The organism is Paracoccus bogoriensis, from assembly GCF_019431455.1.
GTDB lineage: Bacteria > Pseudomonadota > Alphaproteobacteria > Rhodobacterales > Rhodobacteraceae > Paracoccus > Paracoccus bogoriensis.
Genome location: NZ_JAHYSR010000015.1, coordinates 17508 through 29145, shown reverse-complemented (window position 1 = coordinate 29145; position 11638 = coordinate 17508). Strand labels below are relative to the sequence as shown.

13 protein-coding genes are annotated in these 11638 nt (G+C 65.2%); 2 read left to right on the top strand and 11 right to left on the bottom strand.

The features are described 5' to 3' along the window. Nucleotides 1-8: 8 nt before the first annotated feature. From KY389_RS08970 to KY389_RS08955, 4 genes are all read right to left on the bottom strand, one after another. A complete protein-coding gene (locus tag KY389_RS08970) occupies nucleotides 9-521 on the bottom strand; it encodes a rod shape-determining protein MreD (RefSeq protein ID WP_219830570.1) in 513 nt (170 codons plus the stop codon). Further along, the gene (mreC, locus tag KY389_RS08965; protein WP_219830569.1) at nucleotides 518-1456 is read right to left on the bottom strand and encodes a rod shape-determining protein MreC; all 939 of its coding nucleotides are present in this window, start codon (nucleotides 1454-1456) and stop codon (nucleotides 518-520) included. Before mreC ends, KY389_RS08970 begins: the two co-directional genes overlap by 4 nt. 22 nt (nucleotides 1457-1478) lie before the next feature. Continuing rightward, entirely contained in the window at nucleotides 1479-2513 is a 1035-nt protein-coding gene (locus KY389_RS08960) for a rod shape-determining protein (RefSeq protein ID WP_219830567.1), read from the bottom strand. A 216-nt stretch (nucleotides 2514-2729) separates the two neighbouring features. Beyond that, nucleotides 2730-4286 carry a 2-isopropylmalate synthase gene (locus KY389_RS08955; protein WP_219830566.1) on the bottom strand — a complete coding sequence of 519 codons (1557 nt, stop codon included), beginning with the start codon at nucleotides 4284-4286 and terminating at the stop codon, nucleotides 2730-2732. Nucleotides 4287-4650: 364 nt separating this feature from the next. Here KY389_RS08955 and KY389_RS08950 point away from each other — a divergent pair, with 364 nt between their 5' ends. Both KY389_RS08950 and KY389_RS08945 read left to right on the top strand, forming a co-directional pair. Next, on the top strand, nucleotides 4651-5085 hold the full coding sequence (locus KY389_RS08950) for a universal stress protein (protein WP_219830564.1): 435 nt from the start codon (nucleotides 4651-4653) through the stop codon (nucleotides 5083-5085). Between the two features lie 44 nt (nucleotides 5086-5129). Further along, complete coding sequence (locus KY389_RS08945; protein WP_246588046.1) at nucleotides 5130-6665, top strand: alanine/glycine:cation symporter family protein; 1536 nt, start codon at nucleotides 5130-5132, stop codon at nucleotides 6663-6665. Nucleotides 6666-6713: 48 nt separating this feature from the next. Here KY389_RS08945 and rarD read toward each other — a convergent pair whose 3' ends face one another. The 7 genes from rarD to KY389_RS08910 are packed head-to-tail and all read right to left on the bottom strand — an operon-like array spanning nucleotide 6714 to nucleotide 11637. Further along, nucleotides 6714-7637, bottom strand: coding sequence for an EamA family transporter RarD (rarD, locus tag KY389_RS08940; RefSeq protein WP_219830561.1), 924 nt, complete (start codon nucleotides 7635-7637; stop codon nucleotides 6714-6716). 39 nt (nucleotides 7638-7676) lie between these two features. Further along, on the bottom strand, nucleotides 7677-8012 hold the full coding sequence (locus KY389_RS08935; RefSeq protein WP_219830560.1) for a DUF1491 family protein: 336 nt from the start codon (nucleotides 8010-8012) through the stop codon (nucleotides 7677-7679). After that, the gene (gene era / locus KY389_RS08930) at nucleotides 8005-8922 is read right to left on the bottom strand and encodes a GTPase Era (RefSeq protein ID WP_219830558.1); all 918 of its coding nucleotides are present in this window, start codon (nucleotides 8920-8922) and stop codon (nucleotides 8005-8007) included. Before era ends, KY389_RS08935 begins: the two co-directional genes overlap by 8 nt. Next, complete coding sequence (gene rnc, locus KY389_RS08925; RefSeq protein ID WP_246588045.1) at nucleotides 8919-9578, bottom strand: ribonuclease III; 660 nt, start codon at nucleotides 9576-9578, stop codon at nucleotides 8919-8921. The genes era and rnc overlap by 4 nt, the downstream gene beginning before the upstream one ends. Before the next feature lie 26 nt (nucleotides 9579-9604). Further along, complete coding sequence (lepB, locus tag KY389_RS08920; RefSeq protein WP_219830556.1) at nucleotides 9605-10396, bottom strand: signal peptidase I; 792 nt, start codon at nucleotides 10394-10396, stop codon at nucleotides 9605-9607. Between the two features lie 51 nt (nucleotides 10397-10447). Then, nucleotides 10448-10903: a holo-ACP synthase gene (acpS, locus tag KY389_RS08915; RefSeq protein WP_219830554.1), complete on the bottom strand. Its 456-nt coding sequence runs from the start codon at nucleotides 10901-10903 to the stop codon at nucleotides 10448-10450. After that, entirely contained in the window at nucleotides 10900-11637 is a 738-nt protein-coding gene (locus KY389_RS08910; RefSeq protein WP_219830553.1) for a pyridoxine 5'-phosphate synthase, read from the bottom strand. Before KY389_RS08910 ends, acpS begins: the two co-directional genes overlap by 4 nt. Nucleotide 11638 lies beyond the last annotated feature (1 nt).

Here is an 11638-nt window from a genome sequence, read left to right as displayed (position 1 = left end):
GCCTCGTCTCAATCGGGGCGGCCGGGGCGGCGAAGCCCCAACAGCCAGCGCGCGGCCAGCACCACCAGCGGATAGAAGGCGACCGTCGCCACGACTTGCAACATCGCCTGTCCCAGGGCAGGCACCGGCAGGATGAACAGGATCTGCACCAGCCGGTATCCCAGGATCATGGCCGCGATCAGAACCGCCGCGCGAAGCCACTCAACCAGAAAACCCTGGTCACGCCAACGGTGCTCGCGCGTTCGTGCGGCTTCAGTGCCCAGCAGCACGATCATCGGCCACAGGCCCAGCGGTCGCATCAGCAGCACGTCCTCGATCAGGACGGCCAGCACGATGACGGGCGCGGCCAACTGGTCGGGGCGGCGCAGCACCCAGACCAGCGACAGCGCCAGCAGCAGATCGGGACCAGGCCAGCCGGGGCCGGACGACAGCGGCAGCAGCCGCACGAACAGCAGGATCGAGGCGGCCAGCAGGAACAGCAGGCTGCCAGTCACCAGATCGCGGCGCGGCAGTGCCATCATGGCGCGGCCGCCGCTTGTGCGGCCTCGTCCGGCGCCGAGTCTGTCTCGGGGACAGCCAGAGGCAATTCGGGGCCCATCGGCGCCCGGTCGTTGCGGATGATCGCGTCCACATCGACCACGGCCTCGGCCGGGTGACTTCGCAAGACGCGCAGGAATTCCAGACGCCCGTAATCGGCCGCCATCAGCACTCGCATTCGGCCATCGCTGCCCTGCGCGACCTGTCCGACCAGAAGGCCCGAGGGAAACACCCCGCCATCGCCCGAGGTCACGACCCGGTCGCCTGGACGGACATTGTCGAGATTTTCGATGAATTCCAGCAGCGGCAGCGGCGTGTTGTCGCCCGTCAACAGGGCGCGTTCGCCGGTCGGCTGCACCGTCACCGGAACGCGCGAGGACGGATCGGTCAGCAGAACGACCCGACTGGTCGAGCGCCCGACCCCAGCGATCCGCCCCACCAGACCCAGCCCATCCATCGTGGCCCAGCCCTCGACAACACCATCCTGCGCACCGACATTCAGCAGGACGGATTGCCGGAACGCGGTGCCGCTATCCATCAGCACCATTCCCGTCAGCCCGGTCAGCGAAGGGTCGATGCGGACATTATTCAGCGCCAGAAGTTTGGAATTCTCCTGCTCAAGCTGGACGGCGGCCTCTTTCCAGGCGGACATGCGTTGCAATTCGCGCCGCAATTCCTGGTTCTGTTCGTAAAGACGGGCATAGCTTTGAAAACCGGCGATCATCTGGCTGACCTGCGTCACCGGCACCAGCGCCCATTCGAGACGCGGCACGATCCGGTCGATCAGGGCAACCCGCATCTGTTCGGCCCGCGGGCTGTCGATTCGCCAGAACAGGAACAGGACCAGAAGCGCAAGCGCCAGCACGGCGATCAGGATGCGCCGGACGGGGGTTGCGTAATCTGGTCCCTTATGCGCCATGGCCCTGCCCCGGAACGGGCGGTCAGCTGTCGAAGTCGATAACGTGGCGCAGTTGCTTTTCGAATTCCAGCGCCTTTCCGGTGCCAAGCGCGACGCAGCTCATCGGCTGATCGGCCAGGCTGATGGACAGGCCGGTCTGCTCGCGCAACGCCAGGTCCAGCTCGCCCAGCATGGCGCCGCCGCCGGTCAGCATCACGCCGCGATCCACGATGTCGGCGGCCAGATCCGGGGGCGTGGCCTCCAGCGCGACCATCACGGCCTCGCAGATGGCCTGGACGGGTTCGGTCAGAGCCTCGGCGACCATGGCCTGGCTGATCTCGATTTCCTTGGGAATACCGTTCAGCAGATCGCGGCCGCGCACCATCAGGGTCGCACCGCGCCCGTCATCAGGCATCCGGGCAGTGCCGATAGAGGTCTTGATCCGCTCGGCCGTGGATTCGCCGATCAGCATGTTCTGGTTGCGGCGCAGATAATTGATGATTGCCTCGTCCATCCGGTCGCCGCCGATGCGGACCGAACGCGCATAGACCACATCGCCTAGGGACAGGACCGCGACCTCGGTCGTGCCGCCACCGATGTCCACCACCATGCTGCCGGTGGGTTCAGTAATGGGCATCCCCGCGCCGATGGCGGCGGCGATGGGCTCGGCGATCAGCCCGGCCTTGCGGGCGCCTGCGGACAGGACAGACTGGCGGATCGCGCGCTTCTCGACCGGGGTCGCGCCATGAGGCACGCAGACGATGATCTTGGGCTTGGAGAAGGTCGTCCGCTTGAACACCTTCTTGATGAAATGCTTGATCATCTGTTCGGCGCTATCGAAATCGGCGATGACGCCCTCGCGCATCGGGCGGATGGCCTCGATGCTGCCGGGCGTGCGGCCCAGCATCAGCTTGGCGTCCTCGCCCACCGCCAGGACCTGCCGCTTGCCGTCCTTGACGTGGTAGGCCACGACCGAAGGCTCGTTCAGGATGATCCCCCTGCCCTTGACATAGACCAGCGTGTTCGCCGTTCCCAGGTCGATTGCGATGTCGGTCGAAAACAGCCCGCCGAATGCCATGCCCGTATCCTTTTCGTGCCGGTTGGCCCGGCCTGCCTGTCTGAATGGTTTCCGCCAGGGCCGTCGCCCTGAATCGCCTGTGGCGGCGTGGCTCCGTATAGAGGTCAAGCCCGCTTGGGAAAAGCCCTGATGGAGCCAGGCTGACGCGATGGCGTGATCTTGCGCGGCGGTCGGGGCAGATCAGGGCAGCGAGGGCAAAAGACCCCCGCCCGCTGGTCAGTGGGAATACATGCTGATCTGCCTGCCATCCGTCCCGGCCTGCGCGCGGCGCATGATCAGGTGGTTCAGCGCCCCCACATAGGCCTTGACCGAGGCGAGGATCGTGTCCGTATCCGCCGCCTGACCGTTCACGATGCGGCCGTCCTCTTCCATGCGGACGCTGACGGTGGCCTGGGCGTCAGTGCCCTCGGTCACGGCATGGACCTGATACAGCTTCAGCCGCGCCTGATGCGGAAAGATTTGCTTGACCGCGTTGAAGCAGGCATCGACCGGCCCGTCACCCGTGGCCTGGACTTTCCTTTCCTCGCCCCCGACGATCAGCGTCAGATCGGCGGATTGCCCGTCGCTGCCGCAGACCACGCGCAGATGCTTGACCTGGATGTGATCGTCGCCGGTATTGGCGGCGCTGTCCTGCATCAGCGCGACGATATCATCATCATAGACCTCTTTCTTGCGGTCGGCGAGCGCCTTGAACCGGACGAAGATGTCCTTGAGCTGATTATCCCCGACCTCATAGCCCAGATCGCGCAGCTTGGCGCGCAGGGCGGCGCGGCCCGAATGCTTGCCCATCGCGATATTGGTCTCGTTCAGGCCGATATCGGCGGGACGCATGATCTCGAAGGTCTCGACATTCTTCAGCACGCCATCCTGATGGATGCCGCTTTCGTGCAGAAAGGCGTTCTTGCCCACGATAGCCTTGTTGTATTGCACGGGAAAACCCGAGACGGCAGCCACGCGGCGCGAGATGCCGATGATCTTCGTGGTGTCGATGCCCGTGTCATAGGGCATGATGTCATGGCGCACCCGCATGGCCATCACGACCTCTTCCAGCGCGGTGTTGCCGGCGCGTTCGCCAAGACCGTTGATCGTGCATTCGATCTGGCGCGCGCCGGCCTCGACGGCCGCCAGGGCGTTCGCAGTCGCCATGCCCAGATCGTTGTGGCAATGGGTGGCAAAGATGACCTCGTCCGCGCCGGGCACGCGCTCCAGCAACATGCGGATCAGATCGGCGCTTTCGCGCGGCGCGGTGTAGCCCACCGTGTCGGGAATGTTGATCGTGGTGGCGCCGGCCTTGATGGCGATCTCGACCACGCGACACAAGTAATCATGTTCGGTCCGCGTGGCGTCCATGGGCGACCATTGCACGTTGTCGCACAGGTTGCGCGCATGGGTCACGGTCGCGTGGATGCGTTCGGCCATCTGATCCTTGTCCAGATTGGGGATCGCGCGGTGCAGCGGCGATGTGCCGATAAAGGTGTGAATGCGCGGGCGGCGCGCATGTTTCACGGCCTCCCAGCAGCGGTCGATATCGGGGAATTGCGCCCGCGCCAGACCGCAGATCTGGGCGTTCTGCGTCTGTTTCGCGATCTCGGACACGGCGGCAAAGTCGCCTTCGGATGCGATGGGAAAGCCCGCTTCGATGATGTCCACGCCCATCTCGTCCAGCATCTGGGCGATTTCCAGCTTTTCGGCATGGGACATGGTGGCGCCGGGCGACTGCTCGCCGTCGCGCAGGGTGGTGTCGAAGATCAGGACGCGGTTCTCTTGGGTCATGGTGCTGCCTCTGGCGGGTCGGTTCTGTCTGTCAGGGATACCGGGCCGAAACCTGACTGAGCGGCGGCCCGGCGGACCCGCTCAGCGCAGCGTAAGAAGCAGCAGACCCCGGAGTCGCACGGCGAATCGTGCACCCTTGGGTGCCGCAGGGGCCGAGGCGATATGGCGCATCCGAGTCATGGCGCGAAATATGACGCTACCTCGCGCGCTTGAAAAGACCAAAAGTGACCCGATCCGTCGCCATGCCCGCGAACGACCCGCCCAGGTCACGGCGCCGTGACCTTTTTTTCTGGCGCGGTCCGCCGTGGCGTGCCTATCCTTTCGGCTATGGACCCGAGGACAAGAACCAACAGGTGAGGGACATATGACACGCAAGATCGTCGTCGGCTATGACGGCAGCGAAACGGCCCGACGCGCGCTGGACTTCGCCATGGCCCGCGCGAAGGCCGAAGGCAACAGCATCGTCATCGCGCATGTGCTGGAATGGTCGCCCTACAGCTTCCTGACCCCAAGCGAGATCGAGGAACGCCACCGCCGTCGCACCGAGGAATTGCAACGCGCCGAAACCGCCATCCTGGCCCCCGTCGTGGCCCAGGTGGAACAGGCGGGGATTCCCGTCGCCACCGTGCTGCGCTATGGGCACATCGCCGAAACAATGGCGCGCATCGCCAAGGAAGAGGATGCCGCCATGCTGATCATCGGTCGCATGGGCCATTCGGGCTTTGCCGCGCGCATCTTCGGCTCGGTCGCGGCGACGCTGGCACAGGCATCGCCCGTGCCGGTGGTCATCGTGCCGTGACCGGCGGAACAGGGAGAAAAAGAATGAAACACAACATCAAGAACATGGCGCATAGCCTGCCTGCGACCGCCCTGGCGCTGATTATGGCCACGCTGCCGGCACGCGCCCAGGGGCTGGACACCGCGATTGACGGCTTCTTTGCCGCCACCACGACCTGGTTCGTGAACATCATCTTCTCGAACTTTCCAGGGACCAGCTTCCCCTGGATCGTGGCCTGGCTGGTCGCGGGAGCCACGGTCTTCACGCTCTATTTCGGGTTCATCCAGTTCCGCGCCTTCCGCCATTCGATCCATCTGGTCCGGGGCGACTATTCCGACCCGAACGACGCGGGCGAGGTCAGCCATTTTCAGGCCCTGACCACCGCCCTGTCGGGGACGGTGGGTCTGGGCAACATCGCGGGCGTCGCGGTGGCGGTCAGCATCGGCGGTCCGGGCGCGACCTTCTGGATGATCCTGGCCGGCCTGCTGGGCATGGCGTCCAAGTTCACCGAATGCACCCTGGGCGTGAAATACCGCAACGAATATGCTGATGGCACCGTCTCGGGCGGGCCGATGTATTACATGGTCAAGGGCTTCAGGGAACGCGGCCTGCCGGGCGGCAAGATCATGGCCGTGCTGTTCGCGATCTTCTGCATCCTGGGCAGCTTCGGCGGCGGCAACATGTTCCAGGCCAACCAGGCCCATGCCATGATCACAACCGTCGTGCCCTTCTATCCGGGCTGGATCACCGGCGTCGTGATGGCGACGATCGTGTTCCTGGTCATCGTCGGCGGGCTGAAATCCATCGCCCGCGTCACCGAAAAGGTCGTTCCCTTCATGGCGGCGATCTATGTCGGAACGGCGCTGATCATCATCGGCATGAACTACGACATGATCGGATCGGCGTTCCGCCAGATCTTCGTCGGCGCCTTCACCAATGACGGCGTCGTGGGCGGCATGATCGGCGCGCTGATCCAGGGCTTCCGCCGCGCGGCCTTCTCGAACGAGGCGGGGGTTGGCTCGGCCGCCATCGCGCACAGTGCCGTGCGCACCAAGGAACCGGCCAGCGAGGGCTTCGTGTCGCTGCTGGAGCCGTTCATCGACACGGTCGTGATCTGCACCATGACCGCGCTGGTCATCATCATCACCGGCCAGCTGGTCAGCGATCCCGCAACCGGGCTTTTCGTGCTGAACGAGGCCGGAACGCAGATCCAGACCGTCACCGGCAATTCGGGTGTCGCGCTGACTTCGGACGCGTTCAGCAGCGCCTTCGGCTGGTTCCGCTATGTGCTGGTCCTGGCGGTGGTGCTGTTTGCCTTCTCGACGATGATTTCGTGGAGCTATTACGGGCTGAAAGCCTGGACCTTCCTGTTCGGCGAGGGTCAGACGAAAGAACTGATCTTCAAGCTGCTGTTCTGCTTTTTCGTCATCATCGGCGCGGCCTCCAGCCTGAGCGCGGTGATCGACTTCTCGGATGCGGCGATCTTCGCCATGGCGGTGGTCAACATCCTGGCGCTTTACCTGCTGATGCCGATCGTCAAGGCCGAGATGAACAGCTATCTGGCGCGCCTGAAATCGGGCGAGATCCGCAGATACAACTGACCGGCCATCGCGCCGCGACAAACGGGCCGGGCGCGCAGGCGTCCGCCCTTATTGCATCCGCTTCGTGGCATTGCGCCGGTCGCGCCGCCGCGCCCCAGCCTGCTGGATCAGCGTCACCGAATAGATGGCCAGCGCCGCCCAGATCATCGGAAAGGCGATCATCCGCGCCGGGTCCAGCACCTCACCAAAGACCAGCACTGCGCAGAGAAAGATCATCGTGGGCGAGATATATTGCAGGATGCCGATGGTCGAAAGCCGCGTCAGCTTGGCGCCGTTGGCATAAAACAGCAGCGGGATCGCCGTGGCCGGCCCCGCACCCAGCAGCATCGCCGTCTGCCAGTCGAGGGCACCGAAATGCCCTTGCCCTGTCGCCGCCAGCCAGATCAGGAACCCGGCAGCGAAGGGCAAAAGCAACAGCACCTCCAGCGTGAAGCCTTGATTGGGGCCAAGCGGCAGTTGTTTCTTGCACAGCGCATAGGCCGCCCAGGTCAGCATCAGCGCGATCGCCACGATGGGCAGGCTGCCCGCCCGCATTGTCAGCACCAGGACCGCAGCCCCCGCCAGCGCCACCGCCGCCATCTGGGCCCGCGACAGCTTTTCCTTCAACAGGGTCGCGCCCAGAAAGATGCTGAACAGCGGGTTGATGTAATAGCCAAGTGCCGCGTCCAGCGCGTGATCGTTCACGATGGCCCAGACATAGATCAGCCAGTTGACCGATATCAGCGCCGCCGTCAGCGCCGCCATCGCCAGCAGCCGCGGCTGCCGCAAGGCCGCCAGCAGATCGCCCTGCCGCCGCTGCCACAGCAGCACACCCCCCGCGATGGGCAGCGACCACAGGACGCGGTGAGCGATGATCTCGGCCGGGGGCACATGGTCCAGCAGCTTCATGTAAAGCGGCAGGAAGCCCCACAGCACATAGGCCGAAACGGCATAGGCAAGGCCACGGGGCGAATCGGTGTCGGCTGTGCTCATGCCGATTGCATAAGCTGCAAGCTCGGCAGGCGCCAGCGCCTAACCCAGCCCCTCATCCCCCAGAAGGGTGCGCCCTTCGCGGTTCTCGATTTCGATCACCCACAGGTCGGGATCGCAAGCGCGCTGGCGGGCAATGATGGCGTCGATCTCGTGTTCCGGGCCGGTCCGAGCCGCGACCCAGCGGCGGGTATCGGTCTCGAAGTCCCATTCGCGCGACCACAATGTCGCCTGCCCGTCCAGATGCGCGCATTTGACCATGACCGCGCCCGCCACGTCATCGCCGCGTGCGGTCACATAGGCGGGAATGTTGGCCAGCCCCAGACGCGCCAGATAGGCCGAAACCCACAAACCCGCCGCAAGCCGGGCCTCAGCCATCTCCGTCCTTGAAGTTCAGACCCATCTCGTCATAGCGCTCGGCCTCGTTCAGCCAGTTCTCGCGCACGCGGACCTGAAGGAACAGATGAACACGCCGCCCCATGAATTCCTCAAGCTCGGCACGGGCGGCCTGGCCCACGGCCTTGATCGTCTCGCCGCCGCGGCCCAGCACGATGCCCTTGTGGCCCGGGCGGGCGACATAGACAACCTGTTCGACCCGCGCGCTGCCGTCGGTTTTCTCTTCCCAGGCCTCGGTCTCGACGGTCAGCTGATAGGGGATTTCCTCGTGCAGGCGCAGGGTCAGCTTCTCGCGCGTGATCTCGGCGGCGATCATCCGCATGGGCAGGTCGGCGATCTGGTCCTCGGGGTAAAGCCACGGCCCCTCGGGCAGCGCTCCGGCCAGCCAGTCGCGCAGATCGCCGCAGCCATAGCCCTTTTCGGCCGAGATCATGAAGGTCCGGACAAAGGGAAAGGCCTCGTTCATCTTCTGCGACAGGGCCAGCAGCACCTCGGCCTTGACGCGGTCGATCTTGTTGATGACCAGCGCGACCGGAACATTCTGGCCAAGCTGCTTGAGCTGGTCGATGATGGCCTGCACGCCCTCGGTCAGGCCGCGATGCGCCTCGATCAGCAACAGGATCAGGTCGGCGTCGGACGCCCCGCCCCATGCGGCCGCGACCATGCTGCGATCCAGCCTGCGGCGGGGGCGAAAGATGCCGGGCGTATCGACAAAGACGATCTGGCTGGCCTCGTGGACGGCGATGCCGCGGATGCGGGCGCGCGTCGTCTGGACCTTGTGCGTCACGATCGAGACCTTGGCGCCGACCATCTGGTTCAGCAGCGTGGATTTCCCGGCATTCGGTTCGCCGATCAGGGCGACGAAGCCCGCGCGGGTTGTAATATCGGTCATGTCGATGTCTCCAGCCGGTCAAGCAGGGCGCGGGCGGCGGCCTGTTCGATGCTGCGTTTCGTGCCCGCGCCGCGCGCCTGGGCCTTGCGTCCGTCGGCCAGGCGCACGGTGATCAGGAAAACCGGCGCATGATCGGGTCCGCTACGCTCGGTCTCTTCATAGCTGGGCGGCGGCATACCCTGCGCCTGCGCCCATTCCTGCAGCGCGGTCTTGGCATCGCGGGCATCATCGGCCACGCTGTCCAGCCGGTCCGCCCAGAGCGTCAGGATGATCCGCCGCGCCACATCAAGTCCGGCATCCAGATAGATCGCGGCCAGAACCGCCTCCATCGCGTCGGCCAGCAGCGCCTCCTTGCGGCGGCCGCCCGACAGCATCTCGGAGCGGCCGAGCTTCAGAACCTCGCCCAGACCGATCTGGCGGGCAATGTCGGCGCAGGTTTCGCCGCGCACCAGCGCATTGTAGCGCGGCGCAAGCTGTCCTTCGCTGGCCTTGCGGTCCGAATGATAGAGCGCATCGGCAATCACCAGCCCCAGAACCCGGTCGCCCAGAAATTCCAGACGCTGATTGTCGGGCCTTGTCGCGCTGGCGATCGAGCCATGCGTCAGCGCGCGCAGCAGCAATTCGGGCCGGGCGAATTCGTGGCCCAGCCGGGCCATGAAGGCCCGGATTTCGGCGGAAGGCGTCACTCGATCGCCTTGAAGAAGCGGTCCGAACGCCAGGTCCAGAAGAACAGCAGCGACCGGCCCGCCGACGAGAACATGATCCGGTCAGCGCGCCCGATCAGGAACTCTGCCGGGACGAAGCCCAGTCCGCCGATTTCGGCCGGAAAGCGCGAATCCTCTGAATTGTCGCGGTTGTCGCCCATGAAGAAATAATGGCCTTCGGGCACGGTGAAGGTCGGCGTGTCGTCGGCGACCCAGCCATCGGTGATGTTCAGGATCGAATGGCTGCGCCCGCCGGGCAGCGTTTCGATGAAACGTTCCTTGACGCATTGTCCGCCTGCGCCGACCGGGTCATTGACACAACGCGGAATCAGGCCCTGCGGCCCTTGCTGCTCCTTGATCTCGACGAACTGGCCGGCCGGGGTTGTGGGCACCGGCTCACCGTTCAGCCACAGACGGCCGCCGCGCATCTGCACCGTGTCTCCGGGCAGGCCGATCACACGCTTGATGAAGTCCACATTGCGGGTCGGATGGCGGAACACCGCGACATCGCCGCGTTCAGGCGCGCGTTCGAGGATGCGGCCGGTGATTGGGCACATCGAGAAGGGGCAGGAATGTGCCGAATAGCCATAGGCCATCTTGTTGACGAACAGGAAGTCACCGATCAGCAACGTGTCCTTCATGCTGCCCGAAGGGATCCAGAAGGGCTGGAAGAACAGCGTGCGGAAGATGCCCGCGATCACCAGCGCCCAGAAGATGGTCCTGACCGTCTCCCAGATGCCTTCCTTCCTGGCGCCTGCCTTGCTTGCCATTCGCTGTGTTTCCTTCGTGATGCCGGGCGGCGCGCGGCCGCGTGGGGGTGTTCATGGTCCCGCGACGGGGCGAAAGTCAAGCGTGGCCGGGCTCTCGGGGCTGGCGTCGGGGTCAGGGCGAGCCTCGATGACAACGAAGGCCTGCGCCCAGGGGTGATCGTCGGTCAGAGTGACATGGATGATGGCGCGGTGGCCGGGGGGCGTCATCTCGGCCAGGCGATCGGCGGCCCATCCGGTCAGTTCCATTACCGGCTGGCCAGTCCGCAGGTTCGACACCGCCATGTCGCGCCAGGAAATACCCATGGTCAGCCCCGTGCCAAGCGCCTTGGAACAGGCCTCTTTCGCAGCCCAACGCTTGGCCAGTGTCGCGGCCTCATGCGCGCGAGCGGTGGCGCGCGACAATTCGCGTTCGGTAAAGACGCGGTTGAGGAAGCGGTCGCCGAACCGGTCCAGCGTGTTCTGGATACGGTCGATATTGGCCAGATCCGTGCCGATGCCCAGGATCATGCCGCGCGGGCCGCATCCATGCGCGCGCGCATCTCGCGGATCGCACCGTCAAGGCCCAGGAACACCGATTCCGAGATCAGGAAATGCCCGATATTCAATTCCGCCAGTTCCGGGATCGCAGCGATGGGACCAACCGTGTCATAGGTCAGGCCGTGGCCCGCATGGACCTCCAGCCCCAGGCTGTGGGCCAGACGCGCGCCCTCGCGCAGGGCGTCCAGTTCGGCGTCACGTTCGGCGTGGCGGCCTTCGGTGTCCAGATCGCAATAGGCGCCGGTATGCAACTCGACCACGGCGGCGCCGATGCGGACGGCCGCCTCGATCTGGGCAGGCTGGTGGCCGATGAACAGCGACACGCGGCAGCCCGCCTCGCGCAGGGGCGCGATGAAATCGGCCAGCATCGCCTGGTTTCCGGCAACGTCCAGACCGCCTTCGGTCGTGCGCTCTTCGCGGCGTTCGGGGACGATGCAGACGGCGTGCGGGCGGTGGCGCAGCGCGATGGCCTGCATTTCGGCAGTGGCAGCCATCTCCAGGTTCAGCGGCAAGGTCAGCGCCTCGATCAGAGCCTCGATATCGGCATCACCGATATGGCGGCGATCCTCGCGCAGATGGGCGGTGATGCCGTCGGCGCCCGCCGATTGCGCCAGCAGCGCGGCCCGCAGAGGGTCGGGCCAAGGCGTGCCTCGCGCGTTGCGGATCGTGGCGACGTGGTCGATATTGACGCCAAGGCGCAGCATG